General features: G+C 62.9%; 21 protein-coding genes and 1 riboswitch. Of the genes, 7 read left to right on the top strand and 14 right to left on the bottom strand.

Annotated elements, in window-relative coordinates:
* Nucleotides 1-54 precede the first annotated feature (54 nt).
* From MRBLPB4O_RS04035 to MRBLPB4O_RS04020, 4 genes are all read right to left on the bottom strand, one after another.
* The gene (locus MRBLPB4O_RS04035; RefSeq protein WP_341797575.1) at nucleotides 55-2,772 is read right to left on the bottom strand and encodes a LuxR C-terminal-related transcriptional regulator; all 2,718 of its coding nucleotides are present in this window, start codon (nucleotides 2,770-2,772) and stop codon (nucleotides 55-57) included.
* A gap of 421 nt (nucleotides 2,773-3,193) precedes the next feature.
* Entirely contained in the window at nucleotides 3,194-4,558 is a 1,365-nt protein-coding gene (locus tag MRBLPB4O_RS04030; RefSeq protein ID WP_341797574.1) for a DUF1329 domain-containing protein, read from the bottom strand.
* Nucleotides 4,559-4,583: 25 nt separating this feature from the next.
* Entirely contained in the window at nucleotides 4,584-6,470 is a 1,887-nt protein-coding gene (locus MRBLPB4O_RS04025) for a DUF1302 domain-containing protein (RefSeq protein WP_341797573.1), read from the bottom strand.
* 332 nt (nucleotides 6,471-6,802) lie between these two features.
* Nucleotides 6,803-8,485, bottom strand: coding sequence for a fatty acid--CoA ligase (locus tag MRBLPB4O_RS04020; protein ID WP_197864923.1), 1,683 nt, complete (start codon nucleotides 8,483-8,485; stop codon nucleotides 6,803-6,805).
* A gap of 162 nt (nucleotides 8,486-8,647) precedes the next feature.
* Between MRBLPB4O_RS04020 and MRBLPB4O_RS04015 the strand changes: the two genes are divergently transcribed.
* The 3 genes from MRBLPB4O_RS04015 (at nucleotide 8,648) to MRBLPB4O_RS04005 (ending at nucleotide 11,518) form a co-directional block, all read left to right on the top strand.
* The gene (locus tag MRBLPB4O_RS04015) at nucleotides 8,648-9,613 is read left to right on the top strand and encodes a 2-hydroxyacid dehydrogenase (protein ID WP_341797572.1); all 966 of its coding nucleotides are present in this window, start codon (nucleotides 8,648-8,650) and stop codon (nucleotides 9,611-9,613) included.
* A gap of 54 nt (nucleotides 9,614-9,667) precedes the next feature.
* A complete protein-coding gene (locus tag MRBLPB4O_RS04010) occupies nucleotides 9,668-10,666 on the top strand; it encodes a class I SAM-dependent methyltransferase (protein ID WP_341797571.1) in 999 nt (332 codons plus the stop codon).
* A gap of 39 nt (nucleotides 10,667-10,705) precedes the next feature.
* Nucleotides 10,706-10,845: riboswitch (yybP-ykoY riboswitch) on the top strand.
* Nucleotides 10,846-10,933: 88 nt separating this feature from the next.
* Nucleotides 10,934-11,518: a TMEM165/GDT1 family protein gene (locus MRBLPB4O_RS04005; RefSeq protein ID WP_063423738.1), complete on the top strand. Its 585-nt coding sequence runs from the start codon at nucleotides 10,934-10,936 to the stop codon at nucleotides 11,516-11,518.
* A 150-nt stretch (nucleotides 11,519-11,668) separates the two neighbouring features.
* Here the strand turns inward: MRBLPB4O_RS04005 and MRBLPB4O_RS04000 are convergent, their stop codons facing one another.
* The 4 genes from MRBLPB4O_RS04000 to MRBLPB4O_RS03985 form a co-directional block, all read right to left on the bottom strand.
* Nucleotides 11,669-12,487, bottom strand: a complete 819-nt coding sequence (locus MRBLPB4O_RS04000) for a M48 family metallopeptidase (protein WP_341797570.1) — start codon at nucleotides 12,485-12,487, stop codon at nucleotides 11,669-11,671.
* Nucleotides 12,488-12,614: 127 nt separating this feature from the next.
* Nucleotides 12,615-13,235, bottom strand: coding sequence for an SOS response-associated peptidase (locus MRBLPB4O_RS03995; RefSeq protein WP_341797569.1), 621 nt, complete (start codon nucleotides 13,233-13,235; stop codon nucleotides 12,615-12,617).
* A gap of 15 nt (nucleotides 13,236-13,250) precedes the next feature.
* On the bottom strand, nucleotides 13,251-13,511 hold the full coding sequence (locus tag MRBLPB4O_RS03990; RefSeq protein ID WP_341797568.1) for a DUF2007 domain-containing protein: 261 nt from the start codon (nucleotides 13,509-13,511) through the stop codon (nucleotides 13,251-13,253).
* Nucleotides 13,511-13,693: a CPXCG motif-containing cysteine-rich protein gene (locus MRBLPB4O_RS03985; RefSeq protein WP_341797567.1), complete on the bottom strand. Its 183-nt coding sequence runs from the start codon at nucleotides 13,691-13,693 to the stop codon at nucleotides 13,511-13,513. Before MRBLPB4O_RS03985 ends, MRBLPB4O_RS03990 begins: the two co-directional genes overlap by 1 nt.
* A gap of 125 nt (nucleotides 13,694-13,818) precedes the next feature.
* Here MRBLPB4O_RS03985 and MRBLPB4O_RS03980 point away from each other — a divergent pair, with 125 nt between their 5' ends.
* On the top strand, nucleotides 13,819-14,985 hold the full coding sequence (locus MRBLPB4O_RS03980) for a 1-acyl-sn-glycerol-3-phosphate acyltransferase (protein ID WP_341797566.1): 1,167 nt from the start codon (nucleotides 13,819-13,821) through the stop codon (nucleotides 14,983-14,985).
* 36 nt (nucleotides 14,986-15,021) lie between these two features.
* Here the strand turns inward: MRBLPB4O_RS03980 and MRBLPB4O_RS03975 are convergent, their stop codons facing one another.
* The gene (locus tag MRBLPB4O_RS03975) at nucleotides 15,022-15,282 is read right to left on the bottom strand and encodes a hypothetical protein (RefSeq protein ID WP_016484887.1); all 261 of its coding nucleotides are present in this window, start codon (nucleotides 15,280-15,282) and stop codon (nucleotides 15,022-15,024) included.
* A 159-nt stretch (nucleotides 15,283-15,441) separates the two neighbouring features.
* Between MRBLPB4O_RS03975 and MRBLPB4O_RS03970 the strand changes: the two genes are divergently transcribed.
* Nucleotides 15,442-15,648, top strand: a complete 207-nt coding sequence (locus tag MRBLPB4O_RS03970) for a hypothetical protein (protein WP_016501484.1) — start codon at nucleotides 15,442-15,444, stop codon at nucleotides 15,646-15,648.
* A gap of 106 nt (nucleotides 15,649-15,754) precedes the next feature.
* Here the strand turns inward: MRBLPB4O_RS03970 and MRBLPB4O_RS03965 are convergent, their stop codons facing one another.
* Nucleotides 15,755-16,339, bottom strand: coding sequence for a YajG family lipoprotein (locus MRBLPB4O_RS03965; RefSeq protein WP_016484885.1), 585 nt, complete (start codon nucleotides 16,337-16,339; stop codon nucleotides 15,755-15,757).
* A gap of 145 nt (nucleotides 16,340-16,484) precedes the next feature.
* Here MRBLPB4O_RS03965 and MRBLPB4O_RS03960 point away from each other — a divergent pair, with 145 nt between their 5' ends.
* The gene (locus MRBLPB4O_RS03960; protein WP_341797565.1) at nucleotides 16,485-16,718 is read left to right on the top strand and encodes a hypothetical protein; all 234 of its coding nucleotides are present in this window, start codon (nucleotides 16,485-16,487) and stop codon (nucleotides 16,716-16,718) included.
* A 600-nt stretch (nucleotides 16,719-17,318) separates the two neighbouring features.
* Nucleotides 17,319-18,827 carry a malate dehydrogenase (quinone) gene (mqo, locus tag MRBLPB4O_RS03955; protein WP_019470525.1) on the top strand — a complete coding sequence of 503 codons (1,509 nt, stop codon included), beginning with the start codon at nucleotides 17,319-17,321 and terminating at the stop codon, nucleotides 18,825-18,827.
* Nucleotides 18,828-18,943: 116 nt separating this feature from the next.
* On the opposite strand, the gene MRBLPB4O_RS03950 is transcribed toward mqo, so the two are convergent.
* From MRBLPB4O_RS03950 to MRBLPB4O_RS03935, 4 genes are all read right to left on the bottom strand, one after another.
* The gene (locus MRBLPB4O_RS03950) at nucleotides 18,944-19,234 is read right to left on the bottom strand and encodes a PA4642 family protein (RefSeq protein ID WP_341797564.1); all 291 of its coding nucleotides are present in this window, start codon (nucleotides 19,232-19,234) and stop codon (nucleotides 18,944-18,946) included.
* 68 nt (nucleotides 19,235-19,302) lie between these two features.
* The gene (locus MRBLPB4O_RS03945) at nucleotides 19,303-19,773 is read right to left on the bottom strand and encodes a hypothetical protein (RefSeq protein WP_016501488.1); all 471 of its coding nucleotides are present in this window, start codon (nucleotides 19,771-19,773) and stop codon (nucleotides 19,303-19,305) included.
* 51 nt (nucleotides 19,774-19,824) lie between these two features.
* Nucleotides 19,825-20,298 carry a WbuC family cupin fold metalloprotein gene (locus MRBLPB4O_RS03940; RefSeq protein WP_341797563.1) on the bottom strand — a complete coding sequence of 158 codons (474 nt, stop codon included), beginning with the start codon at nucleotides 20,296-20,298 and terminating at the stop codon, nucleotides 19,825-19,827.
* Between the two features lie 2 nt (nucleotides 20,299-20,300).
* Nucleotides 20,301-20,858 (bottom strand): hypoxanthine-guanine phosphoribosyltransferase, encoded by a 558-nt coding sequence (locus MRBLPB4O_RS03935; RefSeq protein ID WP_016501490.1) that lies wholly within the window; start codon nucleotides 20,856-20,858, stop codon nucleotides 20,301-20,303.
* Between the last annotated feature and the right edge of the window lie 118 nt (nucleotides 20,859-20,976).

Raw genomic sequence — 20,976 nt, 5'->3', positions numbered from 1 at the left:
CAATCCATGGCCTCAGGCCATCACTTTAGCGGGCAATGACCTGCAGGGCCAGTATCACGCCAGCACCCCCAGGGATTTGGCCTTGGCAACCGCCTGGGTACGCCGCTCAACGCCCAGCTTGCTGTTGATGTGGCTGGCGTGGGTCTTCACGGTGTGCAGGGAAATGAACAGCCGCTCGCTGATCTGCTGGTTGGAACAGCCCTGGGCAATCAGTTCGAGCACGGCCAGTTCGCGGCCGCTCAGGGCTTCGCCGGTGCCGGTGGTGGCGCTTCGCTGCTGCGGCAGGCGCTTGAGCAATTCCGCCTGAACCGGGCAGGACGAACCTGCCTGCAATTGCTCAGAAAGCCAGTGCGGGTGCTTTTCCAGCAGCGGCTGGAACGGTTGCAGCACGCCGCCATGAGCGGATGCCAGCAGGCTTGGCAGCAATTGCGCGGCCTGCCCCTCCCGGCCTTCGTCCAGCAGCAGGGAAAGCCATTGGCACAGGGCGCTGACGGTGAGCAGCATGCCGCCACTGGCCTGGCCACGCTCAACCAGACTTGCCAGGCGTTGTACGGCGTCGTCACCGCGTAACTGGATGCGCTCCAGCAGCGCCTGCTGCAACGCAATGTGCAACGGCAGCAGCGGGTGGAACTCCGGTGCGGCTGCCGGCTGCTCGCCGCCGTAGGTCTGGCCCAGGCGCAGCAGCCAGGACTCGGCCAGGTCGGTACGCCCCTGGGCCAGCCACAGTTCGCATTTGATCAGGGTAATCATGGCCAGGTAGTAGACCGGGGGGACGTCCCAGATATGCATCAGGCGCTCGGCCTCGGCCAATTCGGCAAAAGCCTCCGAAAAGTGCCCTTCCCGGCCATCGAGCGTAGCAATTACGCAATGGCCGATAAGCACACTGATATCCCGGCAGGCCCGCGCCTCGCCCAGCCCCGCGCGCAAACGCGCACGGCCCTGGGCCGGCTGCAGGCGCGAGACCAGCAGGTAACCTTCGTAAAGCGTCAGGCGCGCGCGCACCGCATACAGCCGCTGCGCCGAAAGCCCTTGCAGGCGCTGAAGCCCTTGGCGCACTTCGTCCAGTGCGCGCAACACCTCGCCACGGGCATGCAGCACCCGCGCACGGTCGTAATGGGCCAGCGCCTCGAACAACGGGTTGCCAACCCGCTGGGCCAGCTCCAGGGCTTCGCGGTTCCAGCCTCGGGCCCGCCAGAAGTCGCCGTCGGCAATGGCCAGGTTGGACAGCGTCGACAAACACACCAGGCGTTGACCATAACGCTTGCTCGGCAGGCTCTGCAGCGCTTCGCCGCAATAGGCCAAGGTGCGTTCGCGGTCGCCACGGCCGCGGGCAATGACCCCACTCAGCGCCAGCCACTGGGCCAGCATCGACTTTTGCGCGGTGGCCGAAGGCGCGGGCAGAAAGCGGCTGAGGTAGCCGGCCAGTTCCTCGGCGGCGTCCAGCTGGCACGCCAGCCCCAACGCCCAGCTGTACAGCACGATCAAGCGTGGCGTGCTGATCAGCAGGCTGTCGGGCAGGTCCATCTTCCAGCGCAGCAGCATGCCGACGTTCTGTTCAGCCAGCAGTTGCTCCTCGGACAGGCTCTGCACCAGGTCGGCAGCGACATCGAGGTGGCCGGCACGCAGCGCCTGCTCCACCGCCTCGTCCAGCAGGCCCTGCTTTTCAAACCAGCGACAGGCACGCAGTTGCAAACCGGCAAGTGGTTCGCTGGCCTGCCGGCTGCGCAGCAGGTCGGAGAACAGGTGGTGGTAGCGGAACCAGTGGCCATGCTCGTCCAGCGGCACCAAAAACACTTGGTGCGCCTGCAGGAAACGCAGCACAGCTGCGCTGTCCTGGCGGCCACGCAGGGCGTCGCACAACGGGGCGCAGAAGCGCTCCTGGCAGGCCGTGTCGTACAGGAACGCCTGTACGTCGGCGGGCAGCATGTCGATGACTTCTTCAAGCAGGTAGTCGCGGATCAGACCTTCGCCGCCATGTAAGGCCTGGGGCAAGGCTTGCTCGTCCGCCGACTCGCTGGCTGCCAGTTGCCAGAAACGCAAACCGGCCACCCAACCGTCGCTGCGCTGGATCAGGTTATCCAGTGCCTGGCCGCGCAGGGCCGTTGGCTGCCGGCCGATCACCGCCAGCGACTCTTCGTCGGTGAGGCGCAAATCCTGTTCGTTCAGTTCGACAAGCTGGCGCGACAGCCGCAAGCGCGCCAGGTGCCAATCCGGGCGCTGGCGGCTGGTAACCAGCAACACCAGGCCGGCGGGCAGGTGGTTGAGGAAGAACTGCAGGCAGCGGTCGAGCACCGGCCCCTGGGCCAGGTGATAGTCGTCCAGTACCAGCAGCAAAGGGGTATCGGTTTGCAGGTACAGCGCCAGCTCGTCGAGCAGGCCGTCGATCCACTCCTCGAAGGCGAACGGCTGGTGGCGCTGGCGCATTTTCAGCAAGCCCATGGCCTGCCCGCCCAGCGCAGGGCAGTACTGCTGCAGGCCTTCGAGCAGGCGTTCAAGAAAGCGGCCTGGGTCGGCATCACGCTGGCTCAGGCCCAGCCACAGGCTACGCCAATGCTCGGGCAGCGCTTCGCAAAATTCGATGGCCAGGGAGCTTTTGCCGAAACCCGCCGGGGCATTGACCAGCAACAGCCGGCCACCCAACCCGGCTTGCAGACGCTGACACAGGCGCAAGCGCGGCACATGGCCGTCCGGCAGCGGCGGCCGGAAGAAACGCCCGTCCAGCAGGCCCAGGGCCTGGCTGGCAAATCCATGTGTACGGGACAAATCTGTCATGGCCGGCTCGTTCTGGGTGGAGGACTTCGGCGATATGGATGCTTGCGAGACTAGCCGGTAACGCAGCGCATTTGAAGATGATGGGCGCAATTGCCCCGGAAAAGACTGCGACAAAAAGCAACATGGCTGATGGACAGGGGGCTGGGGCGGGGGTTTGGGTGGGTATTCAGCAGATTTATCGCCCGCTCACACAGGGATTGCACAGCTTTCAAGGCCAGTGCAGTAGCGGTAGGAGCAGCCTTGTGCTGCGAAGAGGCCATTGCAGCCGAAGATAGTCTTTAGCCTTACCGGCCTCTTCGCAGCACAAGGCTGCTCCTACAGGGCCTGTGTTTGACTGGAAATTATCGCCGGAGCAGTAAACAGAAACGCCCCGGGCAGGCCGGGGCGTTCTGGGGATCACACGGAGCGAAGGGTTGTCAGATCAACGAATACCCGACTGGCGCAAAGCCGCAGGCTGGAAGTCCGCCTTGCTGGCACTGAAGCCGAAGTCGTAGGCACGCTTCTCTTCGTTTTTCATGCCCAGGGCCAGGTAACGACCCGACTGCAGGTCGTAGATGGTTTCCAGGGTGTACCAAGGCACCTCTTTGTTGTAATACGGCTGGGAATGGGCTTCGGACACACGCCACAGCTGGCCACGGCCGTCGTACTGGTCGATCACTGCGGCCTGCCAGGTGTCCTCATCGATGTAGAAGTCCCGCTTGGCGTAGATGTGCCGCTGGCCCGGTTTCAGGGTTGCGACCACGTGCCAGACGCGGCGCAGTTCGTAACGGGACAGGTCCTGGTTGATGTGCCCGGCCTTGATGATGTCGGCGTACTTCAGCTTGGGGTCATCCAGCTTGAAGGCGTTGGAGGCGATGTACAGCTCCTTCTTGCCTTCCAGCTTCCAGTCGTAGCGGTCTGGCGCACCGTTGAACATGTCCAGGTTGTCCGAGGTACGCAGGCCGTCGGCGGCGGTACCCGGGCCGTCGTACGACACTTGCGGCGCCTGGCGTACGCGACGCTGGCCGGCGTTGTAGATCCACGCCTTGCGCGGCTCCTTCACCTGGTCGAGGGTTTCGTGCACCAGCAGCACGGTCCCGGCCAGGCGCGCTGGCGCGGTCACTTCCTGCTTGAAGTAGAACAGGATGTTGCCTGGGTTGTTCGGGTCGTAATCCTTCATCCTGTCGCGGAAGACGAACTGGTCGGAGAAGTAAACCGGGCTGAAAGAGCCGTTCTGCTGTGGCGTGGCCTGGATCACCAGGCGGCTGACACTGCCCCCCCGGTAACGGGTGATGTGGTTCCAGATCACTTCCAGGCCGGTTTTCGGGATGGGGAACGGCACTGCCGTGTTGAAGTTGTTCAAACCGTTGCCGCCTTCCGTCAGCGTGGTCTGGGTGGCGTTTTTCTTGATGGCGGCGAACACGTCCGCAGGTACCGTGGAGCCGCGATGGGTTTTGAATACAGGGATCTTGAAGGTGTCCGGGTAGCGCTTGAGCATGGCCATCTGGCCCGGCGAAAGCTTGTCCTTGTACTGCTCGGCGTTTTGCGCAGTGATGGTGAACAGCGGCTTTTCACTGCCATACGGGTCGGCCAGGAAACCCTTGCCGTCGACGCTGCCCGCACTCACCGACAGCGGCTCCCAAGGGCCGATCGAGCCATCGGCGTTGCCGGCCTTTTCAGCCCCCATCGGGGTCAGGGTACTGCCCAACTTGGCCGCCTCGTCAGCGGATACCGCAGCCATGACGCTGGTCGCCAGCAGGGACAGGCCCAGTACACCGGCTTGCAGCAGACTTCTGGTCTTGTTCATGTCGTGTCGTCCTGGATCTGTATGCTTAGAAGTTCACGCCGAAGCTGAGCGCGACGAAGTCACGGTCATCCACGGTGCTGTACTTGCCATCGAAGAAGTTGGTGTACGACAGGCTCGCCGTGTAGGTGTTCTGGTACTCGGCGTCCAGGCCCAGGCTGACTGCCTTGCGGCCTTCCTCGAAGTTGGCACCCGGGCCGGGCGAGTAGCCGGAAACGTCATGCGACCAGGCCACACTGGGCTTGAGGTTGACCCCGGCGAAGACGTCGTTGTAGTCCCAGATGACCCGTGCGCGGTAACCCCAGGAGGTACTGGTGGTGTAGCCGTCGTTTTCGCATTTACGATTCAAGTTGGTGGTGGATGCCCCAGCACCTGCGCCGGCGATGGTGCTGGCATTGAGTGCCTGGCAGGTGTCCGCACCGCCAGTGGCAGGCAGCGGGCCTGGCCCGAAGACCGGGTCACGGCCATAGCGGGTCTCGCGGGCGTTTTCCAGGCCGCCAACGTGGGTTACCCCAACTTCGCCCACCACAGTCATGCGGCTGGCACCCATTACCTGGTCGAAGAAGTGCGTCAGCGTGGTCTGGAACTGGGTGATTTCCTTGCGACGGTAGCCGTGCAGGTCTTGGCCGGGGGTACCGGAGAGCAGCGAAGCGTTGGTCAGTGCGCCACCAATCGGACGCACGCCCGAGAACAGGATGTCGGTGGTATTCAGTTGCACGGGGGCATTGGGGCGATAGCTGACTTCACCACTCCAGGCCGTACCTGTAGGCAGCGTAGTGGAGAAGCTCAGGCCGTACAGGCGGATGTCTTCGGGGTACTCGACGAAGTACTCGGAGTTGCCGGCCACAATCAGCGGTGCCAGCGCCCGCAACTGGGCAGGCAGCGCGCTCAGGCCGGCGAACACCGATGGTGGGGCGCCGGTGGCACTGAAGATCGGTGCGCGGCTGTGGTAGTTCATGAAGTAGGCGCCGAACTCGGTGTCCAGCGGGTCGAACATATAGCGCAGTGCCACGCCGAACTGGCCGCTGTCGCGGGCATCACGGTCGGCGCCGCGGCGCACCATCACCCCTTCCTCGTTGATGTCCACGCCCCGGGAGGCGAGAAACTGCTGGGCCGCGCCGGGCACCGTGCGGCTGCTGTTGAGCACACGCAGGTTGTCGGTACAGCCGTCGGCGATGATGTCCGGCTGGGAGAAGAACGTACCGCAGTTATCAACAACCGTCTGGTCCCACTCGATCTGGTAGAAGGCCTCGGCCGACAGGTTGTCGGTCAGGCTTTGCGAGATATAGAACATGTTGACCGGGATCAGGCCTTCCTTGATCTCGGCCCCTGGGCGGCGGAACGCCGACACGTCGATGGGGTTGATCGAGTTGATGCCGCCGCCGATGAAGGTACTCTCACCCCAGCTCACCACCTGCTTGCCCAGGCGCACCGAGCCCGGCTGATCGCCGATGGAATAGTTGTGATAGACAAAGGCGTCGAGCAACTGGGCGCCGGACGACTTGGCGCCCTCCTTGCGGCCGGAGTCGCTGATGTCCTTGAACTCGCGGCCTTCGTCCTTCAGCTCGAAGTCGTACCAGTACTTGCCGCGCACGAACACGCCGGTATCGCCGTACTTGAGCTCCAGGTCGTGAATGCCCTTGAAGATCTTGGAGAAGGTTTCGCCCTTCTTGAAGTTCAGGTGGCCGTCGTCGGATGTCTGCGACAGGCCCTTGCCGCCGTTGTTCACCCCGATCAGGTTCTTGTTGGGGTTGGCCGTCGACCAGCTAGCGCCGATGGAGAGCGACGAGTCGAACTGCCCTTCGATTTCACCAATGTTGAAACTGACAGCGAAAGCAGGACTTGCGAGCGTGGAAGCAAGGCTGACGGCCAGGGGCAACTTGGCCCGGCGCCAGAACAGGTTTGCAGATTTCATCGACGCTACTCCATGTACTTTATTGTTATGGCAGTGAGTCCTTTCAAGAACGGCCCGAGCGACCGGTTTGCAGGTTTTCACCTGCGGCGACACGGCTTGCGCGTGTCGCCCTCCCCCATTCCTGAAAATCCCCTGGCCCCGACTATAGCCAGCAAGGCACAGGCGCTTGATCCCTCTAAAGTGTGATTTGCGCTCCATGCCGCCAACTCGCTGCAGTATTGTCCCGATTGCGGGCTGGCAGAGCTCAAGGATGGCGCATTTTTGCCATTTGGCAAGGCGCCGGGGCCTCTAGCGTGCGGGTCGCGTTCTGACGTCAGCGACCCGCACGGCGGTCACAGCGTGGAAAGGAACGCGCTGTTGCTGGCCTGCCACTGGACGATGTCCTGGCGGATGCGTTTCTTGTCGAGCTTGCCGACACTGGTCTTGGGAATTTCAGTAACAACAGCGATCTGGCTAGGAATCGCCCACTTGTTGATGTGCCCTTGCTCGACAAATGGCTTGAGATGGTCCTTGAGCGCCTTGGCATCGATGGCCTGGCTTTCGCGCACCACCAGCAGGGCAAACGGGCGCTCGCCCCATTGCGGGTCGGCTACCCCCACCACCGCCACTTCGCGCACGGCCGGGTGACGGCTGATCAGGTCTTCGAGGTCGAGCGAAGAAACCCACTCGCCACCGGTCTTGATCACATCCTTGATGCGGTCACGAATGTCGATGTAGCCCATGCCGTCGAGGGTAGCGACATCGCCGGTGTGCAGCCAGCCCCCCTGCCACAGCTCCTCGCTCTTTTCCGGTTCCTTGAAATAACCCATGGTCAGCCACGGTGCACGCAGCACCAACTCGCCCTGGGTCTCGCCGTCTGCCGGCAGGAAGTTGCCGTCGCCATCGACAATGGCCGCCTCGACCAGCGGCACCGGCACGCCGGCCTTGATGCGGTAGGTGACGCGCTCATCCTCGCTGCCGGCCTGCAGCTCGTCGTTCAGGTGCGCGGCGGAGATCAGCGGGCAGGTTTCGGACATGCCATACGCGGCGGTCAGCTGGATGCCACGCGCCAGGGCAGCCTGGTACAGCGAACGGTTGAGCGAGCTGCCGCCGATGATGATCTTCCAGCCGCCGAAGTCCTGCCCTTGCGCGTTCGGGCAGTTGAGCAGCATCTGCAGGATGGTCGGCACGCAATGGGAGAACGTGACCTTTTCTTCGCGCCACAGCTTGACCAGCATGTCCGGCTCGTAGCGCCCCGGGTATACCTGTTTCATGCCAAGCATGGTGGCGGCGTAGGGAATGCCCCAGGCATGCACATGGAACATCGGCGTGATGGGCATGTACACGTCGTTGCTGCCCAGCAGGCGCACGCTGTCGATGCTGCCGGTGACCGAAGCTTCGGCCAGGGTGTGCAGTACCAGTTGCCGGTGGGTGAAGTACACACCTTTGGGGTTACCGGTGGTGCCGGTGGTGTAGAAGGTAGTGGCCACCGAGTTTTCGTCGAAGTCCGGGAAGTCATAGCGTGGGCTGGCGGCTGCCAGCAGCTGCTCGTACTCGCCCACCAGCCCAGGCAGCTCGGCGGTCTTGTCCGGGCCATCGGTCAGCAGCAGGGTCTTGTCAACGGTGGTCAGCTGCCCGGCAATGGCCTGGTAGAGGCCGACGAAATCGCTGTTGACCAGCACCACGCGGTCTTCGGCGTGGTTCATGGTGTAGAGGATCTGCTCGGGCGACAGGCGCACGTTGATGGTGTGCACAACAGCGCCGATCATCGGGATGGCGAACATGCACTCCAGGTAGCGGTGGCTGTCCCAGTCCATTACCGCCACCGTGTCACCCGCTTTTACCCCCGCCTCGGTCAGCACATTGGCCAGACGCGCAATACGCTCGTTGAGCTGTGGGTACGTCAGCCGCAACTGGTCGCGGTAGACGATTTCGCGGGTCTTTTCATAGCGGCTGCCGGACATCAAAAGGCGTTTGATCAGCAGCGGGTAGTCGTAGGCGCCCTCGGCGGGCTTGATGATGCGGGTCTGCAGCATGGGTATCCCTTTTCTGAAAAAGCGGGCCGGAGAAGTCTGGGAACAACTGTAGTTCGCGAATGTGACGGCTAAATCAGCCGAAGGAATGATTTGGCTGCGCGGGGTATGAGTGGCATTGTCCGGGTGATGGATCATCCCTGCCCTGCCAACGGAGCCTTACTGATGCCAAGCCCGCGTCGCGCCGTGTTTCTCGATCACCAATCCCTGGACCTTGGTGACCTCGACCTTTCCCCGCTACGAAGCCAGTTCGATGAGTTGGAGCTGTTCGATGCAACCCGCCCTGACCAGGTAAGCCAGCGCCTGCAGGGCGCCGTGGCGGTGGTCAGCAACAAGGTCATGCTCGACGCCGCGACCCTGGCTGCCAACCCACAGCTCAAGCTGATCCTGGTGGCCGCCACCGGCACCAACAATGTCGACCTGGCAGCAGCGCGCGCGCAGGGCATCACGGTATGCAACTGCCAGGGCTACGGCACGCCGTCCGTCGCGCAGCACACCCTCGCCCTGCTGCTGGCCATGGCCACCCGCCTGTGCGACTACAACCAGGCGGTGGCGGACGGCCAGTGGGCCAAGGCCAGCCAGTTCTGCCTGCTGGACTTTCCCATCGTCGAGCTCGAAGGCAAAACCCTCGGCCTGCTCGGCCACGGCGAACTGGGCGGCGCGGTGGCGCGGCTGGCCGAAGCCTTCGGTATGCGCGTACTGAGCGGGCAGATTCCCGGCCGCCCGGAACGCGCCGACCGCCTGCCGCTGGACGAGCTGCTGCCACAAGTCGACGCCCTGACCTTGCACTGCCCGCTGAACGAGCACACCCGGCATATGCTCGGTGCCCGCGAACTGGCCCTGCTCAAACCCGGTGCGCTGGTGGTGAACACCGCCCGTGGCGGCCTGATCGACGAGCAGGCGCTGGCCGATGCCCTGCGCAATGGTCACCTGGGCGGCGCGGCCACCGACGTGCTCAGCGTGGAGCCGCCGGTCAACGGCAACCCGTTGCTCGCACCCGGCATCCCACGCCTGATCATCACCCCGCACAGCGCCTGGGGGGCAGTGGAATCGCGCCAACGCATCGTCGGCCAGCTCAGCGAGAACGCCCAGGCCTTCTTCGCCGGCCAGCCACGCCGCGTGGTCAGCTGAGCGGGGCGCCCGCCTCTGCTACACTGCGCCACTTTTTTCCAGGAGGCGTCGTCCATGGACCCGCGCAGTGAAGTATTGCTCCGCCAGGCAGAGCTGTTCCAGGGGCCGCTGCTGATTGCCGGCGCCCCCGCCGATGGCCTGCTCGGCCAATTGCCACAGGCCCAGGCCTGGACATGGCACGCAGGCGATCAGGCCCTGCTCGACAGCCGCTTTGCCGGCCGCAGCCACCATGGTGTCGAACCACCTGAAGTGCCCTTCGACAGCGCCGTGCTGTTCCTGCCCAAGTCCCGCGAACTGGCCGCCTACCTGCTCAATGCCCTGGCGTCGCGCCTGGCCGGCCGTGAGCTGTACCTGGTCGGCGAAAAGCGCGGCGGCATCGAAGGCGCGGCCAAACAGCTGCAGGCCTTTGGCAAACCGCGCAAGCTGGACAGCGCCCGGCACTGCCAGCTGTGGCAAGTGACCATCGAGCAGACGCCTGAGGCCAAGCCGCTGGAAAGCCTGGCCGAACGCTTCGAACTGGCCCTTGACGACGGCCCGTTGCAAGTGGTCAGCCTGCCTGGCGTATTCAGCCACGGGCGCCTCGACCGCGGCACCGCCCTGCTGCTCAAGCACCTCGACAGCCTGCCGAGCGGGCATGTGCTGGACTTCGGCTGCGGCGCCGGGGTATTGGGCGCAACGGTCAAGCGCCGCTATCCGCAAAGCCGGGTAACCCTGCTGGATGTGGACGCCTTCGCCGTGGCGGCCAGCCGCCTGACGCTGGCGGCCAACGGCCTGGAAGGCGAGGTGATCAGCGGGGATGGTATCGACGCGGCCCCGACCGATCTCAGCCTGATCCTGAGTAACCCTCCGTTCCACACCGGGGTACATACCAACTACCACGCTTCGGAGAACTTGCTGAAAAAATCGGCCGTTCATCTGCGAAAAGGCGGCGAAATGCGCCTGGTTGCCAACAGCTTCCTGCGTTACCAGCCGCTGATCGAAGGGGCGCTGGGCAACTGCCAGGTGCGCGCCGACGCTGACGGTTTCCGTATCTATCAGGCAACACGCGGATAAAAACAGCGCTTGCCGAAAGCGTTTTGCCTAGGCAGAATCCGCACCGTCCTAGGGGAGTAGTCTCCCGCGAGCACCCTGCTCGCCCGGTACGCGTCAACATACTTGGTCAACAGACCATGGCGCGTGCGACCCACCATGCCAGCCTGCATGGAGAGATCCGCAGAGACGGATCCAGGGTTTGACAAGACCTATGACACGCACACCTTACCCGGGGCGGGGAGGATGTACGTGTCATAGCCGTGTCGACCCGCCCCCGTAGGAAACCTGATGCTGGAATCTCTGCTGGTCCCCACCGCCATCGTTGCCCTCGCCGAAATCGGCGACAAGACGCAACTGCTCGCGCTCATTCTCGCTGCCCGCTTCCGCAAGCCCTGGCCGATCATTGCCGGCATCGTCGCCGCCACCTTGGCCAACCATGCCGCCGCTGGCGCCGTGGGTGCCTGGTTCGGCAGCTTCTTCAGCGACTCGGCATTGCACTGGATCCTGGCCGCGAGCTTCACCGCCACTGCGCTGTGGACCCTGGTGCCCGACAAGATGGATGACGACGAGAACCCGGCGCGCCGCTTCGGGCCGTTCCTGACTACGCTGATCGCGTTCTTCCTGGCAGAAATCGGTGACAAGACCCAAGTCGCCACCGTGATGCTGGCGGCGCAGTATCCGCACCTGATCATGGTGATCATCGGTACCACCCTGGGCATGCTGATCGCCAACGTGCCGGTGGTTCTGGCGGGTAACTTCGCGGCAGACAAGCTGCCATTGACCCTGATCCGTCGCCTGGCGGCAACGGCGTTCTTCGTGCTGGCCATCGTGGCGGTCTATACGGCGATGAAAGCCAGTGGTTGGGTGGGTTAACCAAAAGTTGCAGCCTGACGCAAAGCCTGTAGGAGCAGCCTTGCGCTGCGAAGAGGCCGGTACAGGCACCCCAAGTGGACTGCCCTTACCGGCCCTTTCGCAGCACAAGGCTGCTCCTACAATGGGACCGCGTAAACCGAAAACAAAGTCTTACGGCTTGGCCGCAGCCTGATACAGCGGCATCACCTTCGGAATCGCCGCCTGCAGTGAAGCGATGCGGCTTTCGGACGCCGGGTGAGTGCTCATGAACTCAGGCGGTGCACCTTCGGAAGCCTTGCTCATCTTGTTCCACAAGGTGATCGCGGCATTCGGGTCGTAGCCGGCACGCGCCGAAAGCTCCAGGCCAATCAGGTCGGCCTCGTTCTCGTTGGACCGGCTGTTGGGCAGGGTCATGGCGTAGTTCACCACGGTGTCGGCCATGGCCATGCTGCCTTGGCCGAGGCCGAAGATGGCACCGGCACCCTGACGGGCCATTTCCACGCCGTACGCCTTGGACATGGCCTCGCGGCTGTGCTCACGCAGGGCGTGGGCAATCTCGTGCCCCACCACCGCGGCGATTTCCGCATCGGTGAGCTTGAGCTGATCGATCAGCCCGGTGTAGACAATGATCTTGCCGCCCGGGCCGCAGTTGGCGTTCAGTTCGTCGCTCTTGATCACGTTGACTTCCCAGTTCCATTGCGCGGCATCCGGGCGGAACTTGGGCGCCTGGGCGATCAGGCGGTTGGCGATGGCCTGTACGCGCTTGGCATCGGCACTGGATTTGTCGAGTACACCTTTGCTCGATGCCTCACCCAGGGTCTGCTGGTACGACTGGGCGTACATCTGGTTGACCTCATCGGTCGAGAGCATGCTGAACATGTACTGCTGGCGCTGCACGCCGACAGCGCCGCCGCTGGTGGTGTTCACCGCCTGGCAACCGGCCAGCAGGATGCCAGCACTCAACAGGCTGACGACAAAAGACTTACGCATGAAAACACTCCCTTTTTACATGCGCCGTATCCTAGGCCGAGTCGCCAGTGCCCGCTATAGCCGTAGGGAAGATTTTCTTCGCCTGTACCGGCCTCTTCGCGGGCATGCCCGCGAAAGGGCCAGAGCATCAGGCCGGCGTGAGGCACTCCGGCGCATCCAGCTTCGGGTCATTGACGAAATTGGCCAAGGCCCGCTCTCGCAATGTTACCGACGGGCTGGCCAGCAACTCATGCAGGCGGGTAATCGGCGTATCCGGATCAAGCCATGCTGCCTGCCCCGCCTCGTCCAGTATCAGCGGCCGACGCTGGCTCATGGCCGCCTGGGTCACCACCGCGCAGCTCAGCCACACCTGGTCCTGCACCGGGTAGGCCTCCCACACTGCTGCAAAATACAGCGACGAGCCCTCCCCCGGGGTTAACCAGTACGGGCGTTTACGCACGTTGCCACGCCACTCGTAAAAGCCATTGGCCGGCATCAGGCAGCGACGCTGGCGAAATGCATCGCGAAACATTGGCTGCTCGACCAGGGTTTCGGCGCGGGCATGCGCGGGGGTGCGGGACAGGTCTGTGAGCCAGGCCGGGGTAAGCCCCCAGCGCGCCTTGGCCAGTTGCTGCTGGCCGTCGAGCTGGCGCTGGATCAACACCGAAGCCCCGGGCGAAATGTTCCATTGGGCCGGCTGGCCTTCGGGGAAGCCAGGCAGGCTGGCAAGCGCCTGGGGCCAGCGAAACAGGGCATAACGTCCACACATGGGCGAATTCAGAACCTAGCAGATCAAGGTACCGGGGAAGCTCTCCGGTTCGTCGCCAACCAGTGGCTGGGCAGCATTGTACGCATCGATCAGCTGCCGTGCGTACTCGGCCTGCTCATCAGCTACCGCAAGCCCGAGCAGACCTTGCAGGGGCAGTTCGCCTACGCCCCCCATCAAGTCACGGCCCACCAGCTGCACGTTGATGCCTTCACTGGCCAGCATGCCGACCAGCATTTCGGCTTCCAGCAGGTTTTCAGGTTCGTAGATACGCCGCATCAGTCGTTCTCACCGAAGACGTCCAGCATCCACTCCTCGCCATGCACCTGCAGCACGAAGCGGATAGGCTTGCAGCACACCTGGCAGTCCTCGATGTACTCCTGATCGCCACCGGACAGGTCGACCGTGGTTTCGACTTCTTCGCCACAATAAGGGCATTCGTAGTTCGCAGTTTCCAGCATCGCGGCCTCCGGGGTGACTTATGCGTATAATTGCCGGTCTGTTTACAGGGCCTGTGTGTGTCCGAGCCGTTTTTCGGAGCCCGCCCCTACCTTATTACCCTAGCCGTTTCCAACAAGAGAGCATGATGGGCGAATTCGATGCCATCCGACCGTACGACGACGCTGAGGTCCCTGCCGTTCTGGCACGCCTGCTCAGCGACCCGGCATTCCTCGATATCCTCACTCACTTCCGCTTCCCGCGTGCGGCCGGTGCTCTCGGCTGGTTGCTCAAGCCGCTGATTGCCCGTCGCCTGCGCAAGGAATTCGCTGGCGTCACCTGCGTTTCGACCCTGCAGGACAAAGTCGAATACTACGTCGACCAGACCATCGACCGCGCCACCGACGGCGTTACCTATTCCGGCGTGGAACAGCTCAAGGCCGGCACCGCCTACCTGTTCCTGGCCAACCACCGTGACATCGTCATGGACCCGGCGTTTGTCAACTACGCGGTGTACCACGCAGGCTTGCCCACCCCTCGCATTGCCATTGGTGACAACCTGCTGCAAAAGCCGTTTGTCAGCGACATGATGCGTCTGAACAAGAGCTTCATCGTGCACCGTTCGATCAGCGGACGCCGCGAGAAGCTGGCAGCCTATCAGTTGCTCTCGGCCTACATCAGCCACTCGATCCGCAACGACGCCACGTCGATCTGGATCGCCCAGGCCGAAGGCCGCGCCAAGGACGGTGACGACCGCACCGATTCGGCGATCCTCAAGATGTTCCACATGAGCCGCAAGGACGAGCCGTTCGGTGCGGTGATCCAGGGCCTGAACCTGACGCCGGTGTCGATCAGCTACGAATACGACCCGTGCGACCAGGCCAAGGCCCGCGAGCTGTACATCCGCGCCACCACCGGCACCTACACGAAGGCGCCGGGCGAGGATGACAACAGCATCGCCAAGGGCATTACTGGCTACAAGGGCCGGGTGCACATCACGTTCACCCCGCCGGTGACCGCGTACTACGAGGACACCAAGCAGCTGGCAGCCGAAATCGACCGGCAGATCCTTGGCAGCTACCGCCTGTTCCCGGTGCATTACCTGGCGTATGCGATGTGGGACAGCAAGGATGAGGCGCTGCAGGTGCCGAGTGCCGAAAAGGTGTTCCCGGCGGACGAGCTGGCCAAGGCCAAGGAAGAATGGCAGCGCCGGCTAGATGCCTGCCCTGAAGAGCAGCGGCCTTACCTTGTGTTGCAGTATGCGACGCCGGTGCGTAACCAGTATCAGGTCAGGCAGCAGACGCCGGTCGCCTGATCGATCCCGGGGGCTGCGTTGCAGCCCCAATGGTTCTCAGACCCAGGTACTGAACCAGGACAACAGCAACGCCATCGCCAGGCACGAAAAACCGAGAATGTAGAAGTAGCGTGGCACCCGCAGGTCGAATGCGTCCACCACCCCCTCCTCCACCGCCATGTATTCGCGGGTCTCGGCCTCGCGCCGCCGTGCGCTGTGCAGCAGCAACCCGCCCGGGCAGGTCAGCAGCAGCGCCAGCAGGTTGATCAACTTGGTGGGATGGGCGGCCAGGAACCCCCAGAGCACTTGCAAGGACATCACGCAACCTCGGTGTGAGCAGCGGCAAAGGCACGCATTCTACCCAAGTCGCTGTTCGGCGCCCGGCATGGGCGACAAAGTGTCATTAAATTTCATCTGTCATTTGCTCGTCATCTGAACAGGCCACCCTGTCGGCCTCTCATGATCCGGAGCTTGTTCATGTTGCACGCCGAAAACCAGGACCGCCTCTACCTCGTTGCCCAGAGCGATGAACAACAGGCGTTGATCGATGGTTTTGCCATCAATGTGCAGGACCGCCAGTGGCTGGTCTACTGTGCGCTGGGCGGGCATGTACATGAAGATTTGCCAGAGGTCGATGCCGGGACGGGCTTCAGCTTGCTGGATTTCTACGTAGAAGCAGCGTAAGCCTGAACCGGCCTCTTCGCGGGTTTACCCGCGAAGAGGCCAGCACAGGCAACAAAAAACCCGCTACCTGGCACAGGGAGCGGGTTTTTTTCATCCAGCCAAACGCTTACTGGCCCAGCACCTGCCCGATGGTCGGGTCTTTGAACAGGCGGGTCAGGGCATCGCTCAGCACATCACCCACCAGCTGGGTATTGGTGTCCTGGTTCGGCGCCATGCCGAAACGCTGGTCCAGCGAAGCGCCGTAGCGGCCGCTGTAGCTGCGCCCGCCATTGCGCACGTCGGCGCGGAAGGTGGCACCGATGGTGGCCTCGGTCACGTACAGGTTGTCTTTAGGCGACTGATATTTCAGCTCGGCCAGGGTCACGGTCAGCTGGGGGGCACCAGAGGCATTCGGCGTCGGGGTGAAGCCGAGCAGGCGCACGGCAGCTTCGGCCTGGGCCTGCAGCTTGGGTACCACGTCGTTACCGCTGACGCTGATGGTGCTGGTCTCAGGGTACATGCCACCACGGGTGCCCAAGGATTGCGAAGGCCGGCCGTCAACCACCCGCACCACGACCGGCTGGCCGTGACCCACAGGGGCGAGCTGGGCCTTGAGCGTGGGTTGCGGGTTGAGTTGTTGCGGGCTGTGGGCACAACCGACCAGGCTGAGGCTGGCCACGGCAATCAAACCGAACAACAGACGTTGCAACATGCGCGTTTCTCCAGAAAATGCGGCAAAGGCCCACAGTATACCTAGCCAGGCACAGACCAGTCATCGGCCCGACCCGCTTGTCACAATCGTTTCATGGCCCCACCCTTATCCTTGCGCCAAGCCCTCATGCAAAGGACTCGCCGCCATGGCCTCGCTCTGGACTCTGCTTTTCCAACGCCCGCGCCACAACACCTACGCCCGCCTCGATAGCCAAGGCAAATGCCTGGCTTTCAAGCAATGCAGCCAGGTGCCAAGCGGCAGCGGCTGGGTCCAGGTTGGTGACATCCAGCTGGCCTGGCTGGGCCGCGAGCTGCCCGCCGACGCCCGGGTTTGCGCTCGCGCAAGCCGCCGCTGGCACCAGCGCATCCTCGCGGCCTGACAAACGCTGCAATAAAAACCACGAATGGCGACATTTCTGCCCGCGACATCGCTATAATCTCCCCCCGATTATAAGGACGTCTCCTGATCGGGCCCCGCACTCGCCGATTGACCCCGGCAACTTCACCGCTTCGCCCACAGAGAGCCTTCCACTCAGGTCTTGCATCGGCTGTCGTGCCTGCTTTTCCGGCCCTTCACACTGCATGAACCTGCGGGTTGCCATCGCGCAGTCCCCTTTTGAGGTTCACGTCTCCAAAAGAGCGTGAAAAAACGGTTTTCACAACTTCACAAGAGTGTGGCGAGCAAATGAACAGTCTGGCATGTGCAAAAGCGGCAGATGTGTCCCGAACAGCCCTGAACAGGCGGCAAATGCGCTCATCCCGTATGAGTGTCTGAACCGTTCCATAACGCACGCACGACACCTTGACCATAAGTCGAATTGCCGCACCCGTGGCAAACGGCGTTCAATAGCTGAACCCGAAGACTGATTGGCGGTGTCCGCGGAAGTTGCAAGAACTGCGAAAAGTCGGACATGGCGACCCTGGCTACCCCAGGTCCTATGCTGTCAATTAGGTAGCTGTAGATTGTGGAGACGCGTTAAATGGCGCAGAACGAATCGGTTGATGTAGTACTGGTAGGCGCGGGCATCATGAGTGCCACCCTGGCCGTACTGCTGAAGGAGCTTGACCCGACCCTGAAGCTTGAGGTCGTCGAGGCGATGGACTCCGGAGCCGCGGAAAGCTCCAACCCCTGGAACAACGCAGGTACCGGCCACGCTGGTCTGTGCGAGCTTAACTACACGCCCCAGGCCGCCGATGGCAGCATCGACATCAAGAAGGCCGTGCACATCAACGCCCAGTTCGAGGTGTCGCGCCAGTTCTGGGCCTACCTGAGCAAGAAGGGCAACTTCGGCTCGGCGCGTGCGTTCATCAACCCTGTCCCGCACCTGAGCTACGTCGAGGGTGACAAGGGTGTTTCCTTCCTCAAGAAGCGCTTCGAGCTGCTCAAGCAGCACCATGCCTTCGCTGACATGGAATACACCGAAGACAAGGCGGTGATGAGCGACTGGATGCCGTTGATGATGCCAGGCCGTCCGGCCGACCAGCACATTGCAGCTACTCGTGTAGCCAAAGGCACCGACGTCAACTTCGGCGCCTTGACCAACAAGCTGCTCAAGCTGCTGGGCGACTCGCCGGACGCGCAGGTGAAATACAGCAAGAAGGTCGTCGGCCTGCGCCGTAACGGCAAAGGCTGGACCGTGAGCATCAAGGACGTCAACAGCGGCGGCAGCCGCGAAGTCGACGCCCGCTTTGTCTTCCTCGGCGCCGGCGGCGCGGCCCTGCCGCTGCTGCAGGTCTCGGGCATCCCGGAAAGCAAAGGCTTTGGCGGCTTCCCGGTCAGCGGCCAGTGGCTGCGTTGCGACAATCCGGAAATCGTCAAGCAGCACCAGGCCAAGGTCTACAGCCAGGCCGCCGTGGGCGCCCCGCCGATGTCGGTACCGCACCTGGATACCCGCGTTGTGGACGGCAAGACTTCGCTGCTGTTCGGCCCGTACGCCGGCTTCACCACCAAGTTCCTCAAGCACGGTTCGCTGATGGACCTGCCGCTGTCGGTGCGCATGGGCAACATCGGCCCGATGCTGGCCGTGGCCCGTGACAACATGGACCTGACCAAGTACCTGGTCAGCGAAGTGATGCAGTCTATGGAGCAGCGTCTGGAAGCCCTGCGTCGCTTCTATCCGCAGGCCAAGGCCGAAGACTGGCGCCTGGAAGTGGCTGGTCAGCGCGTGCAGATCATCAAGAAAGACCCGAAAAAAGGTGGTGTGCTGCAGTTTGGTACCGAGCTGGTCTCGGCCCAGGACGGCAGCCTCGCCGCACTGCTCGGCGCTTCGCCAGGCGCTTCGGTGACCGTGTCGATCATGCTGGAACTGATCGAACGCTGCTTCCCCGAGCAGGCCAAAGGTGCCTGGGCTGCCAAGCTCAAGGAAATCTTCCCGGCGCGCGAGAAGACACTGGCAACCGATGCTGCCCTGTACCAGAAGATCAGTGCCGACAACGATGTGGCGCTGGACCTGGTGGAAAGCAGCCCGGCGGCCAAGCACTACGCCTGAACCGCCCGGTAACGAAAAAACGCCCCTCGGGGCGTTTTTTTGTGCCTGAGGCGTTATCTGCCTGTACCGGCCTCTTCGCGGCTGAAGCCGCGAAGAGGCCGGTACAGGCTTACAAATCAACCGCGGGCGTTGTCGATGATCTCGATGTACTGAGGCGCATTGCGCTGGTCGGCAATTTGCTCGACGAAGGTCTTGCCGTGCTCGTCCTTGCCATCCAGGTCCAGGCCAGCTTCGACAAAGAAGCCGACAAAGCGCTCGAAATCGTCGACACGCAGCCCGCGGTACGCCTTGACCAGCTTGTGGTGCGAAGGAGAGGTCACGCCATCGGCCGGTTCGAACTGAAGGAACGACTTGATGTAGTCGTCGCTGATTTCGTCGCCGATTACCTGTTTCTTGTCTTTACGCATTGCCGACTCCAACTGGACCATCACGGGATTTCGAAGGCCGGCAGTTTACCCCTCGCAGGCCGCGTGGCTCAACGCGTACGTACGGTACCGGTGTGCAGGTCGGCCCAGATGTGGCCGTTACCATAGGTGAGAAACTGCACGTACAGGGTCTCGTTACGCAGCAGGTCCATGATTACCCGGTAGTCACTGACCGGGTAATTAAGGCTCAAGGTGCGGCTTTTTTCGTCATACACGGGCTTCTTCAAGCTCTTGGCCGCTTCGCCGTCGAAGGTCAGCAGCACTTGGGCGATGGTCGCGCCCTTGCTCAACGGCTTGCCCTTCAGGCGCACCTGCAACGACGAGGTGATCGGGATCGGCTGCTGGTCGGACTGGCGCTGGGCCCCCACCACCACCGAGTAGTCGGTCACTTGCAGCAGTTGCTGACCGGTCGGCGCTTCCTGGCGCAAGGACTGATCATCGGGCGGCAGGAACTGGCTGTGCAGGGGGGCGGCGGCGAGTGGCATGCTGACGGCCAGCAGGAGGGGAAGAATCGCACGCATGTGAGGCTCCTTGTATGAAGGAGCACTCTAGCATGCCGGGTGCAGGCAACCTCAATCGAACTGCGCGAGCATCCAGGCCTGGTACTCGGCCACGCCGGCTTCCCCCTCGCGCGGCGCCCAGTGTGCATGTTCGCCCTCGCCCACCGGCCGGTAAGGCCCGGCCTTGCATTCGAACAAGATGCTGTCCGGCTCCAGCACCACCAGCCCATGGTAGGTATCGGGTGCCAAGTCCACACCCAGGCAATCACCGCCTGCCTGCAGCTCCCGCTTGTCAGTCACCCTTCCCTGATCATCGAATATCAGCAGGCCGAAGCGCCCCTTCAGCGCTAACAAGGTCTCGGCCTTGTCGGCGCTCAGGTGGCGGTGCGGCGGAATGTAGGTACTCGGCTGCAGCCCGACCGCCATGCGGTGGCAGGGCTCTTCCATTTCATGGAAGGTATGGTGCTGCCGCCCACGCGGGTTGGCGGCAGCCTTTTCGGCCAGCCCGGCGAACAGCGATTGGTCGATGAACGCAGGCTGGCGCATGGTCACAGCCCCTTGACGGCGAAAATGCCGTTGGCATTGCGCCAGTAGCCTTTGTAGTCCATGCCGTAACCGAAGATGTAGCGGTCGACACACGGCAGGCCCACATAGTTGGCCTTGAGGTCCGGGCTGGCCTTGCGGTCGTGGTCCTTGTCGATCAGGACAGCGGTGTGCACCGAGCGCGCGCCGGCATGCTTGCAGAACTCGATGATGGCGCTGAGGGTGTGGCCTTCGTCAAGGATGTCGTCGACGATCAGCACGTCACGGTCGATGAACGACACTTCAGGCTTGGCCTTCCAGAACAGCTCGCCGCCGCTGGTCTGGTTGCGGTAGCGGGTGGCGTGCAGGTACGAAGCTTCCAGCGGGAACTGCAGGTGGGTCAGCAGTTTGCCGGAGAAGATAAGGCCACCGTTCATCACGCAGAACACCACCGGGTTCTTGTCGTGCAGGTCCTTGCAGATCTGCTCGCCGACTTTGGCGATGGCCGCTTCGACTTCGGCTTCGGTGTACAGGCAGTCAGCTTCACGCATGACTTGACGGATGTGCTCGAGATCGGCGGACATGGCGCTCTCCGGGGGTGCATTTTGGAAAAGCGGGCAAAGGTACGCATCCGCTCGTCCCAGATCAAGCATTTATGGACTAACGTCCAGAATGACCAGACGACAGCACAGGCTGAATAGA

Origin of the sequence: Pseudomonas sp. LPB4.O, assembly GCF_038383825.1 — a bacterium.
Lineage (GTDB): Bacteria > Pseudomonadota > Gammaproteobacteria > Pseudomonadales > Pseudomonadaceae > Aquipseudomonas > Aquipseudomonas putida.
This window is presented reverse-complemented; position numbering and strand designations above follow the sequence as displayed.